General features: G+C 64.9%; 19 protein-coding genes. 5 read left to right on the top strand and 14 right to left on the bottom strand.

The annotated features are described in order from the left end of the window. Positions 1–31: 31 nt before the first annotated feature. From lptC to ATF69_RS07785, 3 genes are read right to left on the bottom strand one after another with little or no spacing between them, the layout of a single operon-like run. Positions 32–652 (bottom strand): LPS export ABC transporter periplasmic protein LptC, encoded by a 621-nt coding sequence (gene lptC, locus ATF69_RS07795; RefSeq protein WP_056056794.1) that lies wholly within the window; start codon positions 650–652, stop codon positions 32–34. After that, positions 649–1,218 carry a KdsC family phosphatase gene (locus tag ATF69_RS07790; protein ID WP_108499540.1) on the bottom strand — a complete coding sequence of 190 codons (570 nt, stop codon included), beginning with the start codon at positions 1,216–1,218 and terminating at the stop codon, positions 649–651. Before ATF69_RS07790 ends, lptC begins: the two co-directional genes overlap by 4 nt. Positions 1,219–1,220: 2 nt before the next feature. Then, on the bottom strand, positions 1,221–2,222 hold the full coding sequence (locus tag ATF69_RS07785; RefSeq protein ID WP_056742612.1) for a KpsF/GutQ family sugar-phosphate isomerase: 1,002 nt from the start codon (positions 2,220–2,222) through the stop codon (positions 1,221–1,223). Positions 2,223–2,435: 213 nt separating this feature from the next. Here ATF69_RS07785 and ATF69_RS07780 point away from each other — a divergent pair, with 213 nt between their 5' ends. After that, positions 2,436–4,421 carry a monovalent cation:proton antiporter family protein gene (locus ATF69_RS07780; protein WP_146870495.1) on the top strand — a complete coding sequence of 662 codons (1,986 nt, stop codon included), beginning with the start codon at positions 2,436–2,438 and terminating at the stop codon, positions 4,419–4,421. Between the two features lie 115 nt (positions 4,422–4,536). On the opposite strand, the gene ATF69_RS07775 is transcribed toward ATF69_RS07780, so the two are convergent. Beyond that, a complete protein-coding gene (locus ATF69_RS07775) occupies positions 4,537–7,590 on the bottom strand; it encodes an EAL domain-containing protein (RefSeq protein ID WP_146870494.1) in 3,054 nt (1,017 codons plus the stop codon). A 222-nt stretch (positions 7,591–7,812) separates the two neighbouring features. On the opposite strand from ATF69_RS07775, the gene ATF69_RS07770 reads away from it, so the two are divergent. Then, positions 7,813–8,367, top strand: a complete 555-nt coding sequence (locus ATF69_RS07770; protein ID WP_043565825.1) for an adenine phosphoribosyltransferase — start codon at positions 7,813–7,815, stop codon at positions 8,365–8,367. A gap of 60 nt (positions 8,368–8,427) precedes the next feature. Here the strand turns inward: ATF69_RS07770 and ATF69_RS07765 are convergent, their stop codons facing one another. The 7 genes from ATF69_RS07765 to rpmH all read right to left on the bottom strand — a co-directional run bounded on the left by ATF69_RS07765 (position 8,428) and on the right by rpmH (position 14,302). After that, the gene (locus ATF69_RS07765) at positions 8,428–9,396 is read right to left on the bottom strand and encodes a hypothetical protein (protein ID WP_056742609.1); all 969 of its coding nucleotides are present in this window, start codon (positions 9,394–9,396) and stop codon (positions 8,428–8,430) included. 111 nt (positions 9,397–9,507) lie between these two features. After that, positions 9,508–9,999: a Crp/Fnr family transcriptional regulator gene (locus ATF69_RS07760; RefSeq protein WP_043565827.1), complete on the bottom strand. Its 492-nt coding sequence runs from the start codon at positions 9,997–9,999 to the stop codon at positions 9,508–9,510. Positions 10,000–10,080: 81 nt separating this feature from the next. Next, on the bottom strand, positions 10,081–11,502 hold the full coding sequence (mnmE, locus tag ATF69_RS07755; RefSeq protein ID WP_056742608.1) for a tRNA uridine-5-carboxymethylaminomethyl(34) synthesis GTPase MnmE: 1,422 nt from the start codon (positions 11,500–11,502) through the stop codon (positions 10,081–10,083). An 89-nt stretch (positions 11,503–11,591) separates the two neighbouring features. After that, positions 11,592–13,304, bottom strand: a complete 1,713-nt coding sequence (gene yidC / locus ATF69_RS07750) for a membrane protein insertase YidC (protein ID WP_099731684.1) — start codon at positions 13,302–13,304, stop codon at positions 11,592–11,594. Next, positions 13,301–13,594: a membrane protein insertion efficiency factor YidD gene (gene yidD, locus ATF69_RS07745; protein ID WP_082522278.1), complete on the bottom strand. Its 294-nt coding sequence runs from the start codon at positions 13,592–13,594 to the stop codon at positions 13,301–13,303. Before yidD ends, yidC begins: the two co-directional genes overlap by 4 nt. Beyond that, positions 13,591–14,094, bottom strand: coding sequence for a ribonuclease P protein component (locus tag ATF69_RS07740; protein ID WP_146870493.1), 504 nt, complete (start codon positions 14,092–14,094; stop codon positions 13,591–13,593). The genes yidD and ATF69_RS07740 overlap by 4 nt, the downstream gene beginning before the upstream one ends. Before the next feature lie 73 nt (positions 14,095–14,167). Beyond that, complete coding sequence (gene rpmH / locus ATF69_RS07735; RefSeq protein ID WP_005798102.1) at positions 14,168–14,302, bottom strand: 50S ribosomal protein L34; 135 nt, start codon at positions 14,300–14,302, stop codon at positions 14,168–14,170. 387 nt (positions 14,303–14,689) lie between these two features. Here rpmH and dnaA point away from each other — a divergent pair, with 387 nt between their 5' ends. From dnaA to gyrB, 3 genes are all read left to right on the top strand, one after another. Then, positions 14,690–16,114 carry a chromosomal replication initiator protein DnaA gene (dnaA, locus tag ATF69_RS07730; RefSeq protein ID WP_082522279.1) on the top strand — a complete coding sequence of 475 codons (1,425 nt, stop codon included), beginning with the start codon at positions 14,690–14,692 and terminating at the stop codon, positions 16,112–16,114. Between the two features lie 156 nt (positions 16,115–16,270). Next, a complete protein-coding gene (dnaN, locus tag ATF69_RS07725; RefSeq protein WP_056056813.1) occupies positions 16,271–17,389 on the top strand; it encodes a DNA polymerase III subunit beta in 1,119 nt (372 codons plus the stop codon). Positions 17,390–17,544: 155 nt separating this feature from the next. Then, entirely contained in the window at positions 17,545–20,163 is a 2,619-nt protein-coding gene (gene gyrB / locus ATF69_RS07720) for a DNA topoisomerase (ATP-hydrolyzing) subunit B (RefSeq protein WP_056742601.1), read from the top strand. Positions 20,164–20,282: 119 nt separating this feature from the next. Here the strand turns inward: gyrB and ATF69_RS07715 are convergent, their stop codons facing one another. The 3 genes from ATF69_RS07715 to ATF69_RS07705 are packed head-to-tail and all read right to left on the bottom strand — an operon-like array spanning position 20,283 to position 25,143. After that, on the bottom strand, positions 20,283–21,989 hold the full coding sequence (locus tag ATF69_RS07715) for an RNA-binding domain-containing protein (protein WP_146870492.1): 1,707 nt from the start codon (positions 21,987–21,989) through the stop codon (positions 20,283–20,285). Next, positions 21,989–23,653: a restriction endonuclease subunit S gene (locus ATF69_RS07710; RefSeq protein ID WP_146870491.1), complete on the bottom strand. Its 1,665-nt coding sequence runs from the start codon at positions 23,651–23,653 to the stop codon at positions 21,989–21,991. The genes ATF69_RS07715 and ATF69_RS07710 overlap by 1 nt, the downstream gene beginning before the upstream one ends. 11 nt (positions 23,654–23,664) lie before the next feature. Continuing rightward, positions 23,665–25,143, bottom strand: a complete 1,479-nt coding sequence (locus ATF69_RS07705) for a type I restriction-modification system subunit M (RefSeq protein ID WP_146870490.1) — start codon at positions 25,141–25,143, stop codon at positions 23,665–23,667. Positions 25,144–25,157: the final 14 nt, after the last annotated feature.

Raw genomic sequence — 25,157 nt, 5'->3', positions numbered from 1 at the left:
ACAGGGGGCGGCTAGGCAGGATAAGTGGAGGCTACCGCGTGGTGCCCGGCAGGATCATGCCGCGCACGCGCCCGCGCAGTTGCAGCACCTGGTCGAGGTTGTCGTAATCCATGCTGTCGGCGGTGAAGCGGTCGTTGCCACGGGTGAGCGTGACCGGCTGATCAGAGCGCACCCGCTCGGTGTTGGTGAAGGCATGCAGAAACTCACCACGGAACTCCATGGGGGGCTGCGCTGCCGCCCCGGGCTTGGCGGGCAGCGGTTCACGCTTGACGATGGCGTTGCCGAACAACTGCACTTCGGAGCCATCGGCGTTGCTCAGGGCCCGGTTGGCCGTGGCCACGGTGACCCGGCCATCGAGGCTGACCGACCGCATGCGGACCTGATCGATCTCCAGCGTGTCGGTGTCGGGGTAATGGCGCGCCTCGTCACCTTGCACCTCGCTCTGCAGGCGGCCCGTGGCATCGAATGTCTTCACCGAAAAGGACTTCATGAAATAGTCCGGCTGGTGCTGCACTGGCCGGTCAATCGCAGGCAACTGGGGCATGGGCGCGTTACGCACCAGCCACCAGGTGCCCAGGGCCAGCAGGCCCATCAGCACCACGGGCAGGTAGATCGAGAGCTGGTCCCAGCCCTGACGGATCACGCGGATCATGCGGTGTAGTCCGCTAGCAGCGCCGCATAGCGGCCCGTGGCCACCAGCAGCAGGTCGCACAGCTCGCGCGCCGCACCGTCGCCCCCGCGCGCCTGGGTGACGAAGTGGGCCGCGTGGCGCACCTCGGTCTGGGCGTTTGCGGGCGCGCAGGCAAATGCGCTGCGGCGCATCACGGGCAGGTCGGGCCAGTCGTCGCCCATGGCAGCCGCCTGCGCCCAGGTCAGGCCCAGGGTGGCCAGAATCTGCTCCGCGGCGGGGCGCTTGTCTTCGGTGCCAAACACGGCGTGCTCCACGCCCAAGGCCTTGAGGCGCACGCGCAATGGGGCAGAGTCGCGACCGGTGATGACGGCGGGGGTGATGCCTGCCTTTTGCAGCAGCTTGAGGCCGTGGCCGTCCAGGGTGTTGAAGCGCTTGAGGGTCTCGCCCGTTTCGCTGAAGTACAGGCCGCCGTCGGTGAGCACACCGTCCACGTCGAAAAAGGCCACGCGCACGCCCTGGGCGCGCAGCAGCAGCTCAGGGTCAATCTGCAGGGCAGGAGAGGGAGAGGTCTGAGGAACCAGCGCCATCGTCAGATCACCTTCGCCCGCATCAGATCGCCGATGTGCACCACGCCCACCAGGGCGCCCGCAGCGTCCACCACCAGCACGCTGGTGATGGCGTGGGCTTCCATCATTTCGGCGGCGTCCACGGCCAGGGCGTCGGGGGCAATGCGGCGCGGGTTGGCGTGCATGACCTGGGCTGCGGTGGTGGACCGCAGGTCCGCCCCGGCCTCGATGCGGCGGCGCAGGTCGCCGTCGGTGAAGATGCCCAACAGCTGCCCGTCGGCATCGACGATGGCCGAGGCGCCCAGGCCCTTGGCGCTCATCTCGCGCATGAGGTCGCTGAACGAGGCATCGGGGGCCACGCGCGGCACCTCGGTGCCCGAGCGCATCACGTCGCCCACATGGGTGAGCAGCTTGCGGCCCAGCGCACCGCCGGGGTGCGAGCGGGCAAAGTCTTCGGGGCGGAAGCCCCGGGCGTCCAGCAGGGCCACGGCCAGCGCGTCGCCCATGGCCAGCTGGGCCGTGGTGCTGGCGGTGGGGGCAAGGTTCAGCGGGCAGGCTTCGCGCGCCACGCTGCAGTCGAGGACCAGGTCGGCATAACGCGCCAGGGTGGACTGCAGGCCGCCCGTCATGGCGATCATGGGCGCGCCCAGGCGCCGCAGCACCGGCAGGATGGCCGTGAGTTCGCCACTTTCGCCGCTGTTGGAGATGGCCAGCACCAGATCGTCGCCGGTGACCATGCCCAGGTCGCCGTGGCTGGCCTCGGCAGGGTGCACAAAAAACGCGGGGGTGCCGGTGGAGGCCAGTGTGGCGGCGATCTTGCGCCCCACGTGGCCACTTTTGCCCATGCCCATCACCACCACGCGGCCCCGGGCCTGCAGCACCATCAACACCGCTTGGGCAAACACACCATCCACGCGGGCCGCCAGGCCATTCAGGGCCTCCACCTCGATGTGGAAGGTCTCGCGGGCCAGGCGCAGGGCCTGGTCGGCATCAAAAGGGGGCAACGCGGCGGGGGCGGGAGTCATGCAAGGATTCTATCGACCGGGCATGCCTGCCGGGCCGCCGCATGGGCCAAGTCCACTGGCACGGTCCGTGCATCCGGGTAGAAAGGCCCTTGCCCGGCCCACAAGGCTTGCCAGACTTGCACAAACAGGGAGGCAGCAGCGGCCTGCAGCCCCGGCCAATGGCTTGCTTGAATCCTGTGTTACACAACGCAAGCCTCGGATAGCATCGAACCCATGTCTTCACTCGCCCTCACACTGCTTTACCTGCTGGCCGCGGTGCTGGGCGTGGTGACCTGCCGCAGCCTCAAGCTGCCGCCCATGCTGGGCTACCTGGCCGCCGGGGTGCTCATTGGCCCGCACGCGCTGGCACTGGCGCAAAACTCCGAAGGGGTGCGCCACCTGGGCGAGTTTGGCGTGGTGTTCCTGATGTTCGCCATCGGGCTGGAGTTCAGCCTGCCCAAGCTGCGTGCCATGCGCAAGCAGGTGTTTGGCCTGGGGCTGATGCAGGTGGTGCTGACAATGGCGGTCGTGTCCGGCATGGCACTGGCGTTGTCGCGCTGGGCGGGTGGGGCGTGGGACATGGGCTGGCAGACGGCGCTGGCGCTGTCGGGCGTGATGGCCATGAGCAGCACGGCGATTGTGGTCAAGCTGATGGCCGAGCGGGCCGAGCTGGAGAGTGAGCACGGCCGGCGGGTGATGGGCATCCTGCTGTTCCAGGACCTTGCAGTGGTGCCGCTGCTGGTGCTGATTCCGGCGCTGGGGTCGTCGCCCGACCAGCTGCTGACCTCGCTGGGCTGTGCGCTGATCAAGGCCACGGTGCTGGTGGGCCTGCTGCTCACGGGCGGCCAGCGGCTGATGCGCTGGTGGCTCACGCTGGTCGCGCGGCGCAAGAGCGACGAGCTTTTCATGCTGAACCTGCTGCTGATCACGCTGGGCCTGGCCTGGCTGACCGAGCTGGCGGGCCTGAGCCTGGCGCTGGGCGCCTTCATTGCGGGCGTGCTGGTGTCCGAGACCGAGTACCGCCACCAGGTGGGCACGGACATCCGGCCCTTTCACGATGTGCTGCTGGGCCTGTTCTTCATCACCATCGGCATGATGCTGGACTGGCACATCCTGGTGGACCGCTGGGCGCTGGTGTTGATGCTGCTCACGGTGCCGCTGGTGCTCAAGCTGGGGATCATCCTGGTGCTGGCGCGGGGCATGGGCGCGACCACTGGTGTGGCGCTGCGCACCGGGCTGTACCTGGCGCAGGCGGGCGAGTTCGGCTTTGTGCTGCTGTCGCTCACGCAGAACAACGGGCTGGTGCAGCCAGCGCTGATGAACCCCATCCTCGCGGCCATGGTGCTGTCGATGCTGGCCACGCCCTTCCTCATCATGTACAGCAACCGCATCGTGATGAAGCTGGTGGCCAGCGACTGGCTGCAGCAGTCGCTGCAGATGACATCGATTGCGCGCAAGTCCATCAACACCAGCAAGCACGTGATCATCTGCGGCTACGGCCGCTGCGGACAGAACCTGGCGCGCATGCTGGAGCACGAGGGCATCCCCTACATGGCGCTGGACCTGGACCCGGACCGCGTGCGCCAGGCCGCTGCGGCCGGCGACTCGGTGGTGTATGGCGACGCCACCCGTCTGCAGGCGCTGATGGCGGCGGGCCTGGTGCGCGCCAGCGCCGTGGCCGTGACCTACATCGACGTGCCCGCCGCGCTGAAGGTGCTGGCCAATGCTCGGTCGCACGCGCCGCAGGTGCCGGTGGTGGTGCGCACGCAGGACGACCTGTACCTGGACAAGCTGCAGGAGGCCGGTGCGACCGAGGTGGTGCCCGAGGCCATCGAAGGCTCGCTCATGCTCGCCAGCCACGCCCTGGCCCTGGTGGGCGTGCCCATGCGCCGCGTGCTGCGGCTGGTGCAGGACCAGCGCGATGCGCGCTACAACCTGCTGCGCGGCTACTTCCATGGCGCGGACGACGACACGGTGAACGAACGCGACCAGGAGCGCCTGTCCACCATCAACCTGCCCCCGGGCTCCACCGCCCTGGGCCGCAGCCTGGGCCAGCTGGCCCTGCCCGCCATGGGTGTGCGCGTGGTCAACCTGCGGCGCGGCAATGGCCATGTGAGCGCGGCAGTGGACGAGGCCCTGCTGGCCGAAGGCGACACGCTGGTGCTGTCGGGCCATCCGGCCGCGCTGGCGCTGGCGGAAGACAAGCTGCTGAAAGGCTGACCAGCCCCGGGGCCCGCCACTGGCAGCTCAGCGGGTGGTTGGGCACAACATTTGAATGCAATCGGCCTGTAGCGCTAGTGCAATATGCGCTGACAGCTACATAATTGATAGCAAACTACAGCAGCTCTTCAGGCCCAGGCCGCCCGAACAGGTAGCCCTGGAACTGGCGGCAGCCGTTGCGCAGCAGGAAGCTGCGCTGCCCTTCGGTTTCCACGCCCTCGGCCACCACGTCCAGGCCCAGGCTGCGGGCCAGCGTGATGATGGTGCAGGCAATGGTGGCGTCGTTAGGGTCGGTGAGCACGTCGCGCACAAAGCTCTGGTCGATCTTGAGCTGGTCCAGCGGCAGGCGCTTGAGGTAGCTGAGCGATGAGTAACCCGTACCAAAGTCGTCGAGCGAAAAGCCCACCCCCAGCGTGCGCAGCGCCTGCATCTTGAGGATGCTGTCCTCCACATCGTGCAGCAGCAGGCTTTCGGTGAGTTCGAGCTTGAGCAGGCGCGGGTTGGCGGCCGCATCACGCAGCGCTGCCAGCACCTGCTCCACAAAATCGGGCTGGCGGAACTCCTGGGCACTCACGTTCACGGCCAGCGTCCACGCGGCTTTCCCCGGGGCGGTGGCCCACTGGGCCAGCTGGCGGCAGGCCAGGGCCAGCACCTGGCGCCCCAGGGGCAGGATGAGCCCCGTCTGCTCGGCCAGCGGGATGAAATCGGCGGGCGAGACCATGCCGCGCTGCGGGTGTTGCCAGCGCACCAGCGCCTCGGCCCCCAGCAGGTGGCCGCTGGCGTCCACCACCGGCTGGTAGTGCAGCAGGAACTCGTTGCGCGCCAGGCCCTGGCGGATGTCGCCCTCCAGCGCCGAACGCGCCGACGCGGCAGCCTGCATGGCGGGGTCGAAAAAGCACAGGGTGTTGCGCCCCTGCGCCTTGGCCTGGTACATGGCCAGGTCGGCGCGCTTGAGCAGCTCTTGCACCGGCTGCTGCGCGTCCTGGAATAGCGCAATGCCGATGCTGGGGGTGCTGTGCATGTCGCAGCCATCCACCACATAGGGCTGGTTCAGCGCCAGCAGCACCTTCTGGGCCACGGCCTCGGCCTCGGCCGCGGCTTCGACCTCATGGCCGTGCAGGCCCTGCACCACGACCACAAACTCATCGCCACCCAGCCGCGCCACGGTGTCGGTGGCCCGCACGCTGGCCCCGATGCGCGCGGCCACCTGCACCAGCAGGCGGTCGCCCCACTCGTGGCCCATGGTGTCGTTGATGCCCTTGAAGTTGTCCAGGTCGAGGAACAGCAGGGCGCCATGGCGGCCGTCGCGCTGGGTGGTGGCCACCGCGCGCTCCAGCCGGTCCATCAGCAGCCGGCGGTTGGGCAGGCCGGTGAGTTCGTCGTAGAACGCCAGGCGCTGGATCTCGGCCTCGGCCAGCTTGCGCTCGGTGATGTCGCGCGCCACGCCCCGGTAGCCGGTAAAGCGGCCCTCTTCGTCAAAGATGGGCTCGCCACTGATCGACACCCACACGGGCTTGTCGTCCTGGGACAGGCGCTGCATCTCGAAGTCGTGAAAGACCTGGTGCGCCTCCAGCTGCTCGCGGTGCTCGCGCCATTGCCCTTCGTTGACGAAGGTGTCGGGCAACTCCCAGCGGGTCAGGCCGTAGTGCATCTCATCGGGCACGCCCTCCGTGTGGTACGGGTTGCCGTCCAGCCGCACAAAACGAAACTGGTCGTCCTGCTCCCAGTACCAGTCGGACGACAGGTCCGTCAGGCTGCGCCAGCGCGCCTCGCTCTGGCGCAGGGCCTCCAGCGTGCTCAGGTAGTCGGTGACATCGGTGAACGTGCGCACGCGCCCGCCGGGCTCCAGGGCACGGGTGCGCACCTCGATGTAGCGGCCCTGCCGGGTGCGCCGCACGTAGCTCTGCGGCATGTTCATGCGGCCGCCATGCGCCGCGTATTCCGACGCCACATAGTTGCGGGCCATGGGCTCGATGAGCTGGAACTCGGGCCCGAAGTCGCCCCGCTCGGTCTGAAAGCGCACCACCTCTTCCACAAGCGGCTGCGTGGCCAGCAGGGACTCGGGCAGGTCCAGCAGCTCCAGGTAGCGCTGGTTGTAGACGCGGATGCGGCCCTCGGCGTCCACGTTGGTGATGCCCTGCGAAATGTTGTCCAGGGTGCCTTCGAGGGCTCGGGTCTTCTCGGCCAGCAGGGCGCTGGTGCGGGCCAGTTCGGCCTCCACATGGCTGCGGGCCAGCTCGGCGCGGCGGGCGGTCTCCAGCTGGCCAATGGTGTTCAGCAAGGGCTGCAGAAACTGCACATCGGCGTTGGTGTAACCGCCGCTGCGGTTGGCCAGCCCCACCATGGCCACCAGCTCGCCCGCCGCATGAATGGGCAGGCCCAGGTAGGTGCGCAGCGTGGGGTGGCCGGGCGGCGTGCCCGCGCTGCGGGCATCGTGGTTGGCATCGTTGCTGAGGACCGGCTCGCCCGTCACCAGCGCAGCGCCCACCAGCGAGTGCAGGTTGTCGAACACCATGCCATCCTCGGCATGCTGGGCGTAGCGCTGGCGCGAGGCCTCGTCCCAGCTGATGTCGGTCATCGCGTGCACGCGCAGATAGGGGTGTCCATCGTCAGCACGCTGCACCTGGCCCACCAGGCCGAAGGCGCTCTGGGTCAGGGTCATCAGCTCGTTCAGCAGCGCCTCGAACGCTGCACGGGGACCTGAGCTGGCAATGAACATGCCCTGGGCCCTCGAGATGGCCTGCAGCAGCCGGTGCTGGCGCGCCAGCATGGCCTCGGCAGCGCGGCGGGCACGGGCGCTGGAGCTGCGCTCCAGCACCGCCTCGATCTGCGCGGGCAGGGTGAGCAGGTAATCGAGCCCCGGGTCTTGCACGGTGAAATCGTCAAACCCGTGGCGCATGGCCTGCGCCGCGTGGGTTTCTGCCCCCATGCGCACGATGATGATGGCCGGAACGCCGTCGAGCAGCTGCAGCAGGTCAAAGGCCGAACCGTCCAGGGTGCGCTGGGCGGCCAGCACGATGTCGGGGCGGTGGCGCAGCAGGTGGTCGCGCGCCTGGGCGATCGAATCCACCACGTCCACGCGCCAGCCCGACCAGGGGTCGGCCAGCGCCCCCGCCACGGCCTGTGCGTGGGGGTGATCACTCTCGATCAGCAGGACGGAGATGGGCATGGGCCGATCGTCGTGGGGGTTGGGGCACCGTCCGCCGCAGGCGGCGCGAGTTTGTAACGCCAGTGAAACACATTATGGCGTCTGGTGCAGGCGCGCGCGGGGACCGCCGGGCTGTTTACACTCTCGCACTTTCCGTGCCTCGCGCCACTGGTCAGCCCCTGGCGCACACCCAGGCATTGGCCCTGCCCGGGCCTCCCCCGCGTCATTACTCCCCACCCGCCCATGCAGCCCCTCAGCGTCAACCAGTACCTTCGCCAGCACATCCGCACCGTCCCCGACTGGCCCGCGCCTGGCGTGCAGTTCCGCGACATCACGCCACTGCTGCAGGACCCGAAAGTGTTCCGTGTGCTGATCGATGCCTTCGTGCACCGCTACATGGACAAGGCGCTGCGCCCCGATGTTGTGGCGGGCCTGGATGCGCGGGGCTTCATCCTGGGCGCCGTGGTGGCCTACGAGCTGAACGTGGGCTTCGTGCCCATCCGCAAGAAAGGCAAGTTGCCCTTCACCACGGTAGAGGAAACCTACGAACTCGAATACGGCAGCGCCACCGTGGAGCTGCACACCGACGCCGTGAAGGCCGGCGACCGCGTGCTGCTGATCGACGACCTGATCGCCACCGGCGGCACCATGATGGCCGGCAAGAAGCTGTTGGAAAAACTGGGGGCCACCGTCACCGAAGGCGCCGCCATTGTCGATTTGCCCGAGCTGGGCGGATCGCAGCGCCTGCGCGATGCCGGCCTGCCGCTGTACACCCTGGTGGACTTTGCAGGCCACTGACCCGAGGGCCATGGCATGGGTGCACAGCCCCCTGTGGGCGTGCACCACATGACCCCTGGATCAGTTGAGTTCGCCGTACTGGGTGCTGCTGAGGTCGGGAGCGGGACCGTCGGCACCGGGCATTTCGGTGTCCTCAAACCCTGTGGGCTGGGACGGTGGCAGCAGCGGACCGGAGCGCACCGGCACGCCTGGCTTGGCGGCCGCAGCCGTGGCAGCCGATGACCCTGCGGCGTTGGCCAGCGCGCGCTTGAACGCGGCCACCTCGTCGGCCTCGATGGGTTCGAAGCGGGCAGAAGAGGCAGGCCGCGTGGCAGCCAGCGGTGCGGGTGCAGACACAAGGGGTGCGGGGGCCGACACCGCACCGAGCGGGCGGCGCGCAGCCAGCGGGGCCGCAGCGGGCGCCAAAGGAGCAGGGGAAACAGGTGCCGCGGCAGCCGCGGCAGGGCGTGCGCCCACCTGCGGTGCAGGCGACGGGGCCAGGGGTGCCGGGGCAGTGGCCGCTGCTGCTGGCGGACGGCGCACTGCCGTAGAAGCCGCCTGCAACGGCAGCGCAGCGCCTTGGGGCGCCACGCCCTTTTGTGGAATACCCACCGCCACATGGTCGTTGATGCGCCAGTACACGGCCGTCACCAGGATGTCGTAACGGGTTTTGGCGGTCTGGGCGATGAGCGCCTCGATCTCGCTCAGGCGCACCGTCTCGCCGCCGTATTCCCGGGCCAGGTCCATCATCACCAGGAACTGGCGGCCGCGCTGGTCGAGCGACAGCACCTTGAACTTGTAGCTGGCCGACAGCACGCCAGCGCGCACCATGGCGTCGCGCACCACGGTATAGAGCAGCTCACGGCGCTCCATGCGCTCGTTCTTGCGATTGGCGGCGTGCTCTGGGGGCTGGGGCTCCACGAGCGGCTTGCCCTGGCGCCCGGGTTGCAGGGGCACGGTGGCGTCGGCGTTGAACAGGCCGGAGGGCTCGGCCGCTGCGCGGGGCTTGGCGGGAGCGGGTTTGCGGCTGAACCAACTGAACAGGGACATGGCTTGCTTTCTTCGGATGGTGCCTGGACAAAATCCAAATCGAGTGTAACGCGCCATCCCCCCGCAGAAGGCGGAAGAAGCCCGAGGGAAACCCCCGACAGGCCCCGCCTGTCAGGTGGCCGCAACGCGGCGGCGGCGGTTGCCCAGGCGCTTGGCCAGCACAGCCCCTGCCGCCATGGCCAGACCCAGGGCAATCGCGGGCTGGCGGTTGGTCAGCTCGGTGAAGCGGATGGCCGTGAGGCTCCACAGTTTGCACGGCGCGCTGGCCTGCACCGTGGCGCTGCGTGCGCGGTGCGAGAAGAAAGCGCCTTCACCCACCACCGACCCGGCGCCCACAATCGCCAGACGCAGGCGTTCCTTTTCGTCCTGGTAGTGCACGCTCAGGCTGCCACTTTCGACCAGGTACAGGGTGCGGTCCGTAGCACCCTGGCTGAAAAGCACTTGGCCCGCGGGCAACACCACCGGGAGCAGGTAGGACGACAGCACCTCCCACTGGGCGGCCGTCAGCGGGTTGGTCATGCTGTCCTCCGCCGTGGTCTGGGCAATGGCGTCGATCAGACCTTTGAGGTCCACCTTGGAGGCAACGGGCATGGGAACATTCATGGTCCGCCGAAAGTAACCCTGTTACAGATCGGACACAAGCGCTGTTTACGTCCGTTTACAAGATAGGGCGACCAACGGTCGCTATTTACCGATGCAGAAGCTGGAGAAGATCACGCCGAGCAGGTCGTCGGAGGTGAACTCGCCAGTGATGGCGCTCAGGGCGTTCTGCGCCAGCCGCAGCTCCTCGGCCAGCAGGTCCAGCGCCGGGCCCTGGGCCTGCAGTTGGTCGGCAGCTTCCTGCAGGTGCAACGACACGGCCTGCAGCGCCTGCACATGCCGCGCCCGGGCAATGTAGATGCCCTCGGGTGCCGACTGCCAGCCCGCCACGTCCAGTAGCAGCCGTCGCAGGCCGTCCAGCCCCTGACCGGTGCGGGCCGACAGATGCACCGCAGGGCGCCCGGGGTTGGCTGTAGGGGCAACACCGGCCGCGCAGTCCAGCTTGTTCCAGACATCGATCACGGGGATGTTTTTCGGCAATTTTTGCCCCAAGGCGCTTTCGATATCTGCGTCGGCAGCTACATATTCAGGAGCACTTTGCCGCGACAGGTCGTGCAGGAACAGCACGGCGTCTGCCCCGGCAATCTCGTCCCAGGCGCGGGCGATGCCGATGCGCTCGACCTCATCGCTGCTGTCGCGCAGGCCGGCGGTGTCGATGATGTGCAGCGGCACCCCTTCGATCTGGATGGTCTGCTGGACCTTGTCGCGCGTGGTGCCGGCAATGGGCGTGACGATGGCCAGCTCGGCCCCTGCCAGCGCATTGAGCAGCGAGCTTTTGCCGGCATTGGGCTGCCCGGCGATGACCACCTTGATGCCCTCGCGCAGCAAAGCGCCCTGGCGCGCGCGCTGCATCACCGAGGCCAACGTTTGCTGCAAGTTCGATAGCTGGCCATGCGCATCGGCCTTGCGCAAGAAGTCGATTTCTTCTTCAGGAAAGTCCAGCGTGGCCTCCACCAGCATGCGCAGATGGATGAGTGCGTCGCGCAGGCTGTGGATTTCTGCAGAAAACGCGCCGGTCAGCGAGCGGCTGGCGCTGCGGGCTGCGGCTTCCGTGCTGGCGTCGATCAGGTCGGCAATCGCCTCGGCCTGGGCCAGGTCGATCTTGTCGTTCAGGAAAGCCCGTTCGGTGAACTCCCCGGGTTGGGCCACGCGCAGGCCCGGCAGACAGGGCTGGCCGGTCGCCGGTTGGGTAGCAGCCCCCGCCTCCAGGCAGCGCGCCAGCAGCAGCTGCAGCACCACCGGGCCCCCATGCGCCTGCAGCTCCAGCACGTCTTCGCCGGTGTAGCTGTGCGGACCGGGGAAGTACAGCGCGAGCCCCTGGTCGATGGCCTGGCCCTGTGCATCCCGAAAGGGCAGGTACGTCGCCTCGCGGGGCTTGAGGGTGCGGCCGCACAGCGCCTGCACCAGGGCCTCCAGCCCTTTGCCCGACACCCGTACGATGCCGACGGCCCCGCGCCCGGGGGCAGTGGCGATGGCAACGATGGGGTCGTGGTGGCGTGCAAGCATGGGCAGGGACTTTACAAGGTGACAGAAAAAAGGCCGCTTGCGCGGCCTTTGGGGGTCAGTTCGTGGATGTCAGCGTTGCCGCTGCCGCATCACTTGAACTTGGGCAGATTGAACTGCGGTGGCACGCCCATGCGGGTGTTGATGATCCACTGCTGCGCAATCGACAGGATGTTGTTCGTCAGCCAGTACAGCACGAGGCCGGCTGGGAAGAAGAAGAACATCACGCTGAAGATCAGCGGCATGAACCACATCATCTTGGCCTGCATCGGGTCTGGTGGCGCGGGGTTCAGGGCGGTCTGCAGCAGCGAGCTGGCCGTCATCAGCAAGGGCAGGATGAAGAATGGGTCAGGCGCGGAGAGGTCGTGGATCCAGCCGATCCAGGGCGCATTGCGCATCTCGACGCTGGACAGCAGCACCCAGTACAGCGCAATGAACACAGGGATCTGGATCATGATGGGGAAGCAGCCGCCCATCGGGTTGACCTTTTCCTCGCGGTAGATGCGCATCATCTCCTGCTGCATCTGCTGCGGCTTGTCCTTCAGGCGTTCGCGCATCTCCATGATCTTGGGATTGATAGCCTTCATCTTGGCCATGCTGGCGTAGGCCTTGGCATTGAGCCAGTAGAACGCGATCTTGAGCAGCAGCACCAGCGCAACGATGGACCAGCCCCAGTTGTTCAGGAGCTTGTGCAGGTTGTCGAGCAGCCAGTACAGGGGCTTGGACAGGATGGTCAGCCAGCCGTAGTCCTTGACCAGTTCCAGGCCGGGGTACAGCTTTTCCATCATGGTCTCGACCTGCGGGCCGGCGAACAGGCGCGCGTCGATGGTCTTGGTCGCGCCCGGCTCGATGGTGCCGAGGGAGGTCAGCATGCCCACGGAGTACAGGTTGGTGTCCACCTTGCGGGTGAAGGGTTCGCGCTGCACGCCGTCGGCCAGCAGCCATGCAGTGGCGAAATAGTGCTGCACCATGGCGACGTAGCCATTGGCCGAGTCCTTGGGAATGTCGACCTTGCCGCTTTCGATGTCCTTGAACTCGATCTTCTGGTACTTCTTGGCTTCGGTGAAAACCGCCGGGCCGGTGAAGGTGGAGTAGAACGACGACTCGCCTGGCGGCTTGTTGCCGTCACGCACCAGTTGCAGGTACAGCTGGGGCGATACAGCGGCGCTGCCCGTGTTGACGATGTCGTGCTTGACGGCGATGTCATAAGCGCCGCGTTTGATGGTCCAGGTCTTGACCAGCTTCACGCCGCCCTGGTCGGGCGACTCGAAGCGGATGCTCATGGAGTCTTCACCGTCCTTGAGTTCGCGCGGGCCGGGAACGGCCGTCATCACCGTCTTGTGCGTGGGGAAAGTGCCGCCCACCAGGCCGGTCTGCGCCACGTAGACGCGCTGCGCGCTTTCATCCAGCAACAGGAAGTTGCGGGCCTTGTCGGTCATGTCGGCGTGCTTGAGCAGCTCGGCCTGCGTGAGCGAGCCGCCTTCGCTGTCGAACACCAGGCGATACAGGTCGGTCTTGACCTCAATGCGTTCGCGTTTGGCAGGCGCAGCCGCTGCGGCAGGCTGCCCGGGCACGGCTGCCGCGCCTTGCGCGGCCGTTGTGGCTGCGGGCACGCTGGTGGCGGGCACGCTGGCAGCCCCGGTCGCACCGGAGGCCGCGCCTGCGGCAGCAGCAGGGGCTGTCACTGCGGGCGTGGTCGGGAAAAAAGTGGCCTTGTTGCCATTGTGCAGCTGCCACTTGTCCCACAGCAGAACCATGGAAAAGCCAAAAATCACCCACAGGATGGTGCGGCGAATGTCGTTCATGAAGACTTCTTTGGTGAGGATGGGGGAGTGGTGGAAGGGGTGAGCCTGGAGAAAAGCCGCAGGCTGCGCGGCAGATCTTGCGGGACCGGATCATGGCCCCCGTCACACCAGGGGTGGCAGCGTACCAGCCTGCGCACCGTCAGATAACTGCCTGCCGCAGCGCCGTGCTGCTCCAGCGCCTGCAGCGAATAGACCGAGCAGGTCGGCTCAAAGCGGCAGGCCGAACCCAGCCAGGGGCTGAGAAACAGCCGATAGCCTTTGACCACGCCGATCAGCAGGCGCTGCATCATGGGGCAGTCACCGGCTCTGCCACCGGCGGCACAGGCGCAGCAACCGCTGCGCCCGAATGCCGGGTGGCGTATCCGAACAGCTGCAGCAGCTCCGCGCGTACCGCCTGCTTGAGCTGGTCGGACGTGGCGCTCACGAACTGCTTGCGATCAAACGCCGAGCGCAGGCGCACCACATGGGCGGCCTGCGGCAAACGCGCCTCAAACGTGGCGCCCACGGTGTAGATCTGCCGTTTGATGGTGTTGCGCGTCACGGCGCGGCGCGCCCAGCGCTTGGGTACCATGGCACCCATCCAGACGCCCTGAACGACAAACAGGGCCTGCGGCCCTTGCGTGTGCGGCAAGGAGCCGGGCCCTGTAGGTGCAACAGCGGCGGCTTGGCTGGCAACTGCGGTGCTGTTGGCGTCCAGTGCCAAACGGTGCAACGCAAAATGCGCCGTGCGGGAGACAGTGCCCCCCGCCATGGCAGCCTGGAACTGCGGCCGGGTTTTTAGCCTGTGCATGCAAGCGCCCCGTTTGGAACCTGGCGGTACAAACCGGGAACAGGCGGGGAGCAGGCCGTAGACCGTATCGGCCTTAGACGGCCAGGCGCTTGCGGCCCTTGGCGCGGCGTGCGTTGATAACGGCACGGCCGCCGCGGGTCTTCATGCGGACGAGGAAACCGTGGGTGCGCGCGCGGCGCGTCTTGGAGGGCTGGTAAGTACGTTTCATGGTGCTATTCCTTGAGGTTCAGTTCCGGACTGCTGCTCTTGAACCCCCTGCAATCTGCACACCCACACAATGTATGAAACATCGCCTGGAGGCAGACCCATGGGGCAGAAATAACGGCGCGCCGGGTCAAATCACCCTGAACACATTCAGGGAAACCCAAAATTATCGCAGGCTTGTGGCCGACTGGCAATGCCTTTCGATGGGCAGGCCTTTACCAGCGCGTCGCAGAGGCTGCAGCGCCCGACCCTTTCAGGACACTTCTTCCCCGCATGGCAACCCCGGATTCCCCCGGATGACAGCTGCCTTCAAATTGTGGATAACTCCTTGACAAGCTACAATCCACCGCCTTACCCCGTTCCTCCTATCCACAATAAGAATTCCCCAGAAATGACCGAGGAACCCACCCGCAGCCCTATCAATTCGCCCGGCTCAGATGCCGGTCAGGGCCTGTGGCAAGCCTGCGTTGAGCAACTGGCACAAGACCTGCCAGAACAACAATTCAACACCTGGATCAAGCCCCTGATTGCCCAAGTGGCCGAAGACTTCTCCAAAGTCACGCTGCTCGTGGGCAACCGCTTCAAGCTCGACTGGATCCGCGCCCAGTACGCCGGCCGCATTGCCGCGCTGCTCGAAGGCCTGTATGGCCAACCGGTCACACTGGAGTTAGCACTCGCTCAGCGTGAATCCGTTGCCAGGACTTATGTACGGCCCACATCGCAGGAGCCCTCCAGCCCCGCAGCGCCAGCCGAAACCCCCTCCAGCAGCAACGATGAGGCCTCAGCGGGCGCGTTCCGCAACCGCCTCAACGCCGCCCTCACCTTCGAGACCCTGGTGGAGGGCACGGCCAACCGCATGGCGCGCTCTGCGGCCATGCACGTGGCGGGCATGCCCGGCCATCTGTACAACCCGCTGTTCATCTACGGCGGTGTCGGCCTGGGCAAGACCCACCTGGTGCACGCTGTGGGCAACCGCCTGCTGCAGGACAAGCCCGACGCCAAAGTTCTCTACATCCATGCCGAGCAGTTTGTGTCGGATGTGGTTAAGGCCTACCAGCGCCGCACCTTCGATGAGTTCAAGGAGCGCTATCACTCGCTCGACCTGCTGCTGATCGACGATGTGCAGTTCTTCGCCAACAAGGACCGCACGCAGGAAGAGTTCTTCAATGCGTTCGAGGCCCTGCTGGCCAAGAAGTCGCACATCGTGATGACGTCGGACACCTACCCCAAGGGCCTGGCCAACATCCACGAGCGGCTGGTGTCGCGCTTCGACTCGGGCCTGACGGTGGCCATCGAGCCGCCCGAACTCGAAATGCGCGTGGCCATCCTGATCAACAAGGCCCGCGTCGAAGGCACCGAAATGCCCGAGGAAGTCGCCTTCTTCGTGGCCAAGAACGTGCGCTCCAACGTGCGCGAGCTCGAAGGCGCGCTGCGCAAGATCCTGGCGTACTCGCGTTTCAACCAGAAAGAGATTTCGATCCAGCTCGCCCGCGAGGCGCTGCGTGATCTGCTGTCCATCCAGAACCGGCAGATTTCTGTGGAAAACATCCAGAAGACGGTGGCCGACTACTACAAGATCAAGGTCGCCGACATGTACAGCAAGAAGCGCCCGGCCAGCATTGCCCGCCCGCGCCAGATTGCGATGTACCTGGCCAAGGAGCTGACGCAAAAGAGCCTTCCCGAGATCGGAGAATTGTTTGGCGGGCGCGACCACACCACGGTTTTGCATGCTGTGCGCAAGATTGCGGGCGAACGCCAGCAGCTGACCGAGTTGAACCAGCAGCTGCACGTGCTGGAGCAGACGCTCAAAGGGTAGCGCCAAGGGTAGATAACCAGCGGGAAACGCCCGTCGGGCAGCCCCACGAAGAAGCGACCCCGTTAAGGGGCAAAATGGCGGGTTATAGATAGCAGGGGGAGGCATGACCTGTGCCGCTGTCCACGCACCGTCCCAAAACCACAAGAGGTTGATGACATGATCGTCCTGAAGGCAACACAAGACAAGGTTCTCGCGGTTCTGCAGTCCGTGGCTGGCATCGTGGAGCGCCGCCACACGCTGCCCATCCTGGCCAATGTGCTGATCCGCAAGACGGGCAATGCCCTGCAGCTGACGACCAGCGACCTCGAAATCCAGATCCGCACCACGGCCGAACTGGGTGGCGACACCGGCGACTTCACCACCACCGTGGGGGCGCGCAAGCTCATCGACATCCTGCGCACCATGCCGGGCGACCAGACGGTCAGCCTCGAATCGGCCCAGTCCAAGCTCATCCTCAAGGGCGGCAAGAGCCGCTTCACGCTGCAAAGCCTGCCGGCCGAAGACTTCCCGCTGGTGCAGGAATCCGCCGCCTTTGGCCCCGTGTTCGCCGTGCCCCAAAAGACGCTGAAGGACCTGCTCGGCCAGGTGTCGTTCGCCATGGCGGTGCAGGACATCCGCTACTACCTCAACGGCATCCTGTTCGTGGCCGAGGGCAAGACCCTGAGCCTGGTCGCCACCGACGGCCACCGCCTGGCCTTTGCCAGCGCCACGCTGGACGTCGAAGTGCCCAAGCAGGAAGTCATCCTGCCGCGCAAGACCGTGATCGAGCTGCAGCGCCTGTTGTCTGATGCGGGTGGCGAGAACCAGCCGCACATCGAGATGCAGTTCGCCAACAACCAGGCCAAGTTCACCTTTGGCGGCATGGAGTTCGTGACCAAGCTGGTCGAGGGCAAGTTCCCCGACTACAACCGCGTGATCCCCAAGAACCACAAGAACAGCATCACCCTGGGTCGCGCCCCGCTGCTGGCCAGCCTGCAGCGCACGGCCATCATGACCAGCGACAAGTTCAAGGGCGTGCGCCTGAACCTGGAGCCCGGCACCCTGCGCGTGGCGTCCAACAACGCCGAGCAGGAAGAGGCCGTGGACGAGCTCGACATCGACTACGGTGGCGACACCATCGAGATCGGCTTCAACGTGACCTACCTCATCGACGCCCTGGCCAACATGGGCCAGGACATGGTGAAGGTGGAGCTTTCGGATGGCAACAGCTCTGCGCTGCTGACCATCCCCGACAACGACAGCTTCAAGTACGTCGTGATGCCCATGCGCATCTGAGGCTGCGTGACACCCGCCGTGCACCACAGTCGCAGCGCCACACCGCGAACGCTACTTTATTGATAGCTGCAAGCGCATATTCAATATGCGCTTGCGCCCAATTAGACCATTGAACATATTGGAAACCTCGGTTTCCACGGATCCCAAGGCCCACCATGACCGTTGACAACAACATTCCCTCCGAGCCCGAATCCTCCGGCGTCTCCGGCCATGTGGAGCCCACCGTCAACAAGATCGACACCAACCAGGCCGGCGCCAGCGAAAGCTATGGCGAAGGCGCCATCACCATCCTCGAAGGCCTGGAAGCCGTGCGCAAGCGCCCCGGCATGTACATCGGCGACACCAGTGACGGCACCGGCCTGCACCACCTGGTGTTCGAGGTGGTAGACAACTCCATCGACGAGGCCCTGGCCGGCCACTGCGACGACATCGTCGTCACCATCCACACCGACAACTCCATCAGCGTGACCGACAACGGCCGCGGCATTCCCACCGGCGTGAAGATGGACGACAAGCACGAGCCCAAGCGCAGTGCCGCAGAAATCGCCCTGACCGAACTGCACGCAGGCGGCAAGTTCAACCAGAACAGCTACAAGGTCTCGGGCGGCCTGCACGGCGTGGGCGTGAGCTGCGTGAACGCATTGAGCAAATGGCTGCGCCTAACCGTGCGCCGCGAAGGCAAGGTGCACCAGATCGAATTCGCACGTGGCTTTGTGCAAGACCGCCTGCTGTCCACCGTGGACGGCTTTGAAGTCAGCCCCATGAAGGTGACCGGCGAGACCGAAAAGCGCGGCACCGAAGTGCATTTCTTGCCCGACACCGAGATCTTCAAAGAGAACAACGACTTTCACTACGAGATCCTGGCCAAGCGCCTGCGCGAACTCTCGTTTTTGAACAACGGCGTGCGCATTCGTTTGAAGGACGAACGCAGCGGCAAGGAAGACGACTTCTCGGGCGCCGGTGGCGTGCGCGGCTTTGTCGAGTTCATCAACAAGGGCAAGACGGTGTTGCACCCCACCTCGTTCTACGCCGCAGGCGAGCGCCCGGCAGAAACGTATGGTGGCATCCCTGGCACGCACATTGGCGTGGAAGTGGCCATGCAGTGGAACAGCGCGTACACCGAGCAAGTGCTGTGCTTCACCAACAACATCCCCCAGCGTGACGGCGGCACCCACCTGACCGGCCTGCGCGCCGCGATGACCCGCGTCATCAACAAGTACATCGAAGAAAACGAGCTGGCCAAGAAGGCCAAGGTCGAAGTCACCGGCGACGACATGCGCGAAGGCCTGTGCTGCGTGCTCAGCGTGAAGGTGCCCGAGCCCAAGTTCAGCAGCCAGACCAAGGACAAGCTGGTGTCGAGCGAAGTGCGCGCGCCGGTGGAAGACATCGTGGGCAAGCTGCTCACCGACTACCTGCAAGAAAAGCCCAACGACGCCAAGATCATCTGCGGCAAGATCGTGGAGGCCGCCCGTGCCCGCGAAGCCGCCCGCAAGGCCCGCGAAATGACCCGCCGCAAGGGCGTGCTGGACGGCATGGGCCTGCCCGGCAAGCTGGCCGACTGCCAGGAAAAAGACCCCGCCCTGTGCGAGATCTACATCGTGGAGGGTGACTCCGCCGGCGGCTCTGCCAAACAGGGCCGCGACCGCAAGTTCCAGGCCATCCTGCCCCTGCGCGGCAAGATCCTGAACGTGGAAAAAGCCCGCTACGAAAAGCTGCTGACCAGCAACGAAATCCTCACGCTGATCACGGCCCTGGGCACCGGCATCGGCAAGGCCGGCGGCACCACCGGCGGCGACGACTTTGACGTAGCCAAGCTGCGCTACCACCGCATCATCATCATGACCGACGCCGACGTGGACGGCGCCCACATCCGCACCCTGCTGCTCACCTTCTTCTACCGCCAGATGCCCGAACTGGTGGAGCGCGGCCACATCTACATCGCGCAGCCGCCGCTGTACAAGGTCAAGGCCGGCAAGGAAGAGCTGTACCTGAAGGACGCCCCCGCGCTCGACGGCTTCCTGCTGCGCATTGCGCTGAACCACGCCAGCGTGACCACCGGCGGCGCCAACCCGCAAACCCTGACGGGCGAGACCCTGGCCGAACTGGCGCGCAAGCACCAGATCGCTGAAAGCGTGATCGCCCGCCTGGGCAACTTCATGGACGCCGAAGCCCTGCGCGCCATTGCCGACGGCGTGAGCCTGAAGCTGGACACCGTGGCCGAAGCCGAAGCCAGCGCCGTGGCCCTGCAGGCCAAGCTGCGCGAACTGAACACCACCGGCGCCCCCGCCGAAGTGGCCGGCGAATTCGACGCCCGCACCGACAAGCCCCTGCTGCGCATCAGCCGCCGCCACCACGGCAACATCAAGAGCAGCGTCATCACGCAAGACTTTGTGCACGGCGCCGACTACGCCGCCCTGGCCGAAGCCGCCGAAACCTTCCGCGGCCTGCTGGCCGAAGGCGCCAAAGCGATGCGCGGCGAGGGTGAGAAGCAAAAGGAAGAAAAGGTCAGCGACTTCCGCCAGGCCATGAAGTGGCTGATTGCCGAAGCCGAACGCACCACCAGCCGCCAGCGCTACAAGGGCCTGGGCGAAATGAACCCCGAGCAGCTGTGGGAAACGACGATGGACCCGAACGTGCGCCGCCTGCTGCGCGTGCAGATCGACGACGCGATCGAGGCGGATCGCGTGTTCACGATGCTGATGGGCGATGAGGTCGAGCCGCGCCGGGATTTCATTGAGACGAATGCGCTGCGGGCTGGAAATATCGACGTCTAAAGACATCGATTTTCTTGTCTAGATAGCGCCTCAAAAACGCGCTAGACAATATATAAATCAACAACTTAGGACAACAATCATGGTTAAACAACCGTGGTTGTTGTCTAGCTAGCTACGGGTCAACACAACCGCCAAACCGCAGCGGAGCGAGCCCCATGCGGCTGTATCAGCCCAGCCCGCTTCATGCTTTGCATCAAGTTTTTGACCTTGTTGGCCTTCTGCACGTCAGTCAAAACATCTGGCAGCTTGCGAAGCAACAAAGCGTCCAGGTCCGTTCTAGTGGCCTGGCCGTATTGCTGCAGATAGTCCAGCACCAATTTTTGGTAGTACCGGTCATCCAGACCCCGCTGGTGGATGTATTTCGCCTTCTGCCCCAAGGCATCCGCCATCTTGGCCGAGATGAAATAGCTGGGGGCTCGCCCTTCAATGAGACCAAGATCGCGCAAGCTCTTGGCCTCTGCAGCTGAGAGAGGCAGACTCTTCTGCACCCTGTCCAGCAGCAGAACCTGACCCAAGCCCAAATCAGAGCGCGTCATCAACACCCGCGCGAACTTGGAATCAAGCATCCGTCCCTGCAAAGTCAATTCCACGCGCGGAAACCCCTGTGGGGTCTGACCAAACTCGTAGTCGGGCAACGGAAACAGCCGCTGGCGCTGGGTGGTAAACATCCGCCGTATTCCGCTGCCCGCTTGCTCAATCATGCGCAGACGAATCATCGCGTCGACAAGCCACTGGTTGCGATAGTGCTCTGGCGGCGACTGGTGCTCCAGCATCCACGCCACGCTCTCCGGTATGAACTGCCCCAGATTACTGAACACCAGCCGATCCGGGTGTTCCACCACATTGATCTTGCCGCCCAGCACATAGTCCTGGTGCGCCACGCAGTTGTGCAGCGCCTCGCGCAGCACCCAGTTGTCGTACTGCGGCACGGGCGTGGGAAATAACGAACCATCGGGCATATGGTCCAGCGTCACATTGCGGATGCGGGCGCACAACTGCTCCGTCGCCAGCAGGAAGGGAATGCCAAACGGCTGTGACGTGACCGTATCGTTGCCCGCATTGCGCAGCACCCAGGTCATCTTCGCGTCCGCAGGAGCCAGGAAGTGCGATGACTCATCCTTGCCCAACAGCAGCAGGGCCGCCCGGGTCACCCGTCCCTGCTTGGTCACACGGGCCTTGTTCAACAAGGTGGGCACCGTCAATGCCGCCACTTCAGTACGGATCGCCTCGTGTTTCGAAGCGTCGGGCTCACCGCGCACCAAGTACTCGGCGTAGCGCACCCGTGCGGCAGCAACGGCCTGAGGGTCCAGATCATCCAGCGTTGCGTCAGGCACCACCACGCCCGTCCAGTCTTCTGACGTGCCCAGAGCATTCCACAAGCGCGCTTCATGACTGGGATAGTCCGCCAGTTTCACCAGGTGGCTGTCCACGCGGATGTAGCGTGTGTGTTGAAAGGCCATGGGCGCAGCACGTGCGGGATGAATTTCCAGCATCACCACACGCAGACCGTCACAGTTCAGCTCATGGAAGGCAAAGTCGGCACGGGGCTGCGTCATCACCTGCAGCCACATCTGCAAAGACTGATTGCCAATCTTCTGCCCGAACGGATCGAACACCGTACCCAGCACCCGATGGCTGCCATCTTCCACGCCCCACACCAGCCAGGCACGGTCGCGGCCTTGCAATGCAGCCGTGTTGGCCAACCCGGAAATGTAGGCACCGATCTTCTCGGGATCGGCCAAATTCGACTTGAACTCCACCACCGCCTGCTCGCGCGGCAGGCTCCGCAAGGACTCCAACATGGCTCGCAGGGCGGTGGGATTCATCAGCATTGCTCCGAAGAAAAGCTAGCGGTCTCCACCAGCGCCTCGGCCAGACGGGCCTGCACGGACTTGCGTTCGGCCAGGCGCTGGCGCAGGTCGGCGCACAGGCGGCGCAGGGCGGTGACGCGGGTGACGATGCGGGATTGTTCGGCGAGGGGTGGGAGCGCGACAACGATACTGTTGAGCTTTGCCTGATTCATCTTAGGCTGCGCTGTACCTGTGACATACGGCTCAAGAGAAATCGCGTTGATGAACAGCGCTAAATAGGTCATTAACTCTGGATGCGTCGTATCGATAACGTGCGCATGGTTGTTGACCCAGTACTTACCGTGTGCCAGAAACGCAATTGGAGTTGAGCGGTTAATAAGGTTTGCACCGTCTTCCCCAATCAACAGCAATGTCTTATCGAATAGGAATCCATCGATCTTGTCGATTACGCCAGAAGCACCGTAGTAGTCATAGACTTTTGCTCGGTTCTCGCGCTCAGATGATGAAACAGGGACGCGCTCACCGTCTCGGTTGATTGATGCATCGCCAAACCTCGCCCACTCCCACCCCACCGGCAACTCAAACGGCTTTTCCTCGTCGGTGATGGGCGGCAGGGGTTTGTCGCGTTTGATCTGGCCGGTGGCGATGAGGCGGTCTTTTTCGGCGCGGATCTTTTGCAGCAGGGCGCTGGCGGGTTCGTCGGTGGGGTCTTGGGGCACGAGCAGGCCGCGCACGGCCAGTTGCAGCAGGGTTTGCTCCAGGGCGTCGATGGCTTCGGGGCGGTCGAGCAGCAGGTCGAAGTGCTGGGCCACGCGCTGCCAGTGGGCGGCCAGCTCGTCGGGCGTGGTGCTGGCGGTGAGGGTGCCCAGCAGGGTGTTGACCAGTTGGGCGTGTTGCGTGGCCTCCAGCTGGCACTTGGCCTCCAGCGCATCGCACAGGCGCATGAGGGCTTCGACGCGGGTGACGATGCGGGATTGTTCGGCGAGGGGTGGGAGAGGCAGGATCAGGTTCCGGAGAACCGACAAAGGGACGGTTTTCTGCGCTGTCCCAGTTGCGCCTTTTTCAGCTTGGGCGAAAGCCAACGTAGTCCGCAATGCCAGAGCCAAGTAGCTTTGCAAGTCCACAACGGCTGGACGCAACAGTGCAATGTGTCGCTGAAAGCAGAACCGCTGTTGTTGAACTACTGGAACAGGAATTCCGAAACTGCCGACGGTGGTATACAGCACATCACCAGGAAAAGGCTTTTTGCCCCAATCAAGCTCGTCAAAATAGCTATCAGGAACAAAGCGAGAAGCACCTTGGAGAAGTACTGCCCCAGTACGTACGTCTCCGATAACAAGAAACGGCACGCCGGTATCGGCTTTGGGCGGAGGCTGATGATCTCCATCGGTAATCAACGCACAAATATCAAGGGCACGCACCCACTCCCACCCCTGCGGCAACTCAAACGGCTTTTCCTCCTCCGCAATCTCCGCCAGCGCCTTGTCCCGCTTGATCTTGCCTTCCGCAATCAAGCGATCCTTCTCCGCCCGAATCTTCTGCAGCAGCACACCCGCCGGTTCATCGGCGGTGTCTTGCGGCACCAGCTTGCCTTGCACGGCCAGGGTGAGGATGAGTTCGCGCAACTTGGCGACGCCACCGGGGGCGGTGGCAAGAAGCTCCATATTTGATAGCAGCATGCGCTTATTCCTCAAGCGCTAGCGGCTGTTTTGGCCAAAGACTGGGCAAGGATGCCCTTGAGCTCATCGCGCAGGGCCTGGGCTTCGGCCTGCAGGCGGGCGTAGTCGGCCAGCAGCTCGTCGGGGTCGTGGCTGTGCTGTTCGCCGATGTGGGGGTTCTTCTGGTCCAGGTTGTAGCCTGCGGCCTTGATCTGGTCGATGCCAACCTTCCAGGCCCGTTCGTTTTCCACGCGGGCGGCAAAGCCATCGGCCTCGGTGCCCCACCAGGCTTTCTCAAGGTCGAACTCTTCGATGCGGATGGGCTTGGTCTTGTTGTAGTTCTTCACGCCCGGTGGGTAGGGGTGTTCGTAGTACCAGATGTGCTGGGTGGGCTGGCCTTTGGTGAAGAACAGCAGGTTGGTCTTGATGCCGGTGTAGGGCGCAAACACGCCGTTGGGCAGGCGCACGATGGTGTGCAGGTTGCAGTGCTGCAGCAGCTGTTCTTTGATGCGGGCCTTGACGCCTTCGCCAAACAAAAAGCCATCGGGCAGCACCACGGCGGCGCGGCCGCCGGGTTTGAGCAGGTGCTGGATGAGCACGAGGAAGAGGTCGGCGGTTTCCTTGGTGCGCACGTCGGCCGGAAAGCCCGCCTCGATGCCCGGCTCTTCAATGCCGCCAAAGGGCGGGTTGGTGAGGATGACGTTGACGCGGTCTGCCGCCGTGTAGTCGCGCAGGGGGCGGGCCAGGGTGTTGTCGTGCACGATCTGGCTGGGCACTTCGATGCCGTGCAGCAGCAGGTTGGTGACGCACAGCATGTGCGGCAGCTGTTTTTTCTCTACGCCCCGAATGCTGTTTTGCAGCACGGCCTCTTGCTCTGCGTTGTGCACCTGTTTGCGCAGGTGCTCGATGGCGCAGACGAGGAAGCCGCCGGTGCCGGTGGCCGGGTCCATGACGCTTTCGCCCAACTGGGGGTTGGTCACGTCCACCATGAACTGGGTGACGGCGCGGGGGGTGTAGAACTCGCCCGCGTTGCCTGCGCTTTGCAGGTCGCGCAGGATTTTTTCGTACAGGTCGTTGAACTGGTGGCGCTCGGCCTGGCGGTTGAAGTCGATGGCGTTGAGTTTGTTGACCACCTGGCGCAGCAGGTGGCCGCTTTTCATGTAGTTGTAGGCGTCTTCAAACACGCCGCGCACCACATAGCCGCGCGGGTTGCGCTGCGGGTCGGCGCTCAGGCCCTTGAGGGCGGGGAAGAGTTGCTTGTCCACAAAGTCGAGCAGGGCGTCGCCGGTCATGCCCTCGGCATCGGCCGCCCAGTGGCGCCAGCGCAGGTGCTCGGCGATGGGGCTTTTGTAGTCGTCGCGGGTGAGTTCGAGTTCTTCTTCCAGCGCGTCAAACACCTTGAGGAACAGCAGCCAGGTGAGCTGGCTGATGCGCTGGGCGTCGCCATCCACGCCGGAGTCCTGGCGCATGATGTCTTGGATGGATTTGATGACGGGGGTGAGGTTGGACATGGGGTGAAAACTCA

It is taken from the genome of Acidovorax delafieldii (genome assembly GCF_007993815.1).
Taxonomy (GTDB): Bacteria; Pseudomonadota; Gammaproteobacteria; order Burkholderiales; family Burkholderiaceae_C; genus Acidovorax; species Acidovorax delafieldii.
This window is presented reverse-complemented; position numbering and strand designations above follow the sequence as displayed.

Bases quoted from the DNA above. Each gene is read 5' to 3' on its own strand.
- lptC (WP_056056794.1), bottom strand. From the start codon at position 652: ATGATCCGCGTGATCCGTCAGGGCTGGGACCAGCTCTCGATCTACCTG.
- ATF69_RS07790 (WP_108499540.1), bottom strand. From the start codon at position 1,218: ATGGCGCTGGTTCCTCAGACCTCTCCCTCTCCTGCCCTGCAGATTGAC.
- ATF69_RS07785 (WP_056742612.1), bottom strand. From the start codon at position 2,222: ATGACTCCCGCCCCCGCCGCGTTGCCCCCTTTTGATGCCGACCAGGCC.
- ATF69_RS07780 (WP_146870495.1), top strand. From the start codon at position 2,436: ATGTCTTCACTCGCCCTCACACTGCTTTACCTGCTGGCCGCGGTGCTG.
- ATF69_RS07775 (WP_146870494.1), bottom strand. From the start codon at position 7,590: ATGCCCATCTCCGTCCTGCTGATCGAGAGTGATCACCCCCACGCACAG.
- ATF69_RS07770 (WP_043565825.1), top strand. From the start codon at position 7,813: ATGCAGCCCCTCAGCGTCAACCAGTACCTTCGCCAGCACATCCGCACC.
- ATF69_RS07765 (WP_056742609.1), bottom strand. From the start codon at position 9,396: ATGTCCCTGTTCAGTTGGTTCAGCCGCAAACCCGCTCCCGCCAAGCCC.
- ATF69_RS07760 (WP_043565827.1), bottom strand. From the start codon at position 9,999: ATGAATGTTCCCATGCCCGTTGCCTCCAAGGTGGACCTCAAAGGTCTG.
- mnmE (WP_056742608.1), bottom strand. From the start codon at position 11,502: ATGCTTGCACGCCACCACGACCCCATCGTTGCCATCGCCACTGCCCCC.
- yidC (WP_099731684.1), bottom strand. From the start codon at position 13,304: ATGAACGACATTCGCCGCACCATCCTGTGGGTGATTTTTGGCTTTTCC.
- yidD (WP_082522278.1), bottom strand. From the start codon at position 13,594: ATGATGCAGCGCCTGCTGATCGGCGTGGTCAAAGGCTATCGGCTGTTT.
- ATF69_RS07740 (WP_146870493.1), bottom strand. From the start codon at position 14,094: ATGCACAGGCTAAAAACCCGGCCGCAGTTCCAGGCTGCCATGGCGGGG.
- rpmH (WP_005798102.1), bottom strand. From the start codon at position 14,302: ATGAAACGTACTTACCAGCCCTCCAAGACGCGCCGCGCGCGCACCCAC.
- dnaA (WP_082522279.1), top strand. From the start codon at position 14,690: ATGACCGAGGAACCCACCCGCAGCCCTATCAATTCGCCCGGCTCAGAT.
- dnaN (WP_056056813.1), top strand. From the start codon at position 16,271: ATGATCGTCCTGAAGGCAACACAAGACAAGGTTCTCGCGGTTCTGCAG.
- gyrB (WP_056742601.1), top strand. From the start codon at position 17,545: ATGACCGTTGACAACAACATTCCCTCCGAGCCCGAATCCTCCGGCGTC.
- ATF69_RS07715 (WP_146870492.1), bottom strand. From the start codon at position 21,989: ATGAATCCCACCGCCCTGCGAGCCATGTTGGAGTCCTTGCGGAGCCTG.
- ATF69_RS07710 (WP_146870491.1), bottom strand. From the start codon at position 23,653: ATGCTGCTATCAAATATGGAGCTTCTTGCCACCGCCCCCGGTGGCGTC.
- ATF69_RS07705 (WP_146870490.1), bottom strand. From the start codon at position 25,143: ATGTCCAACCTCACCCCCGTCATCAAATCCATCCAAGACATCATGCGC.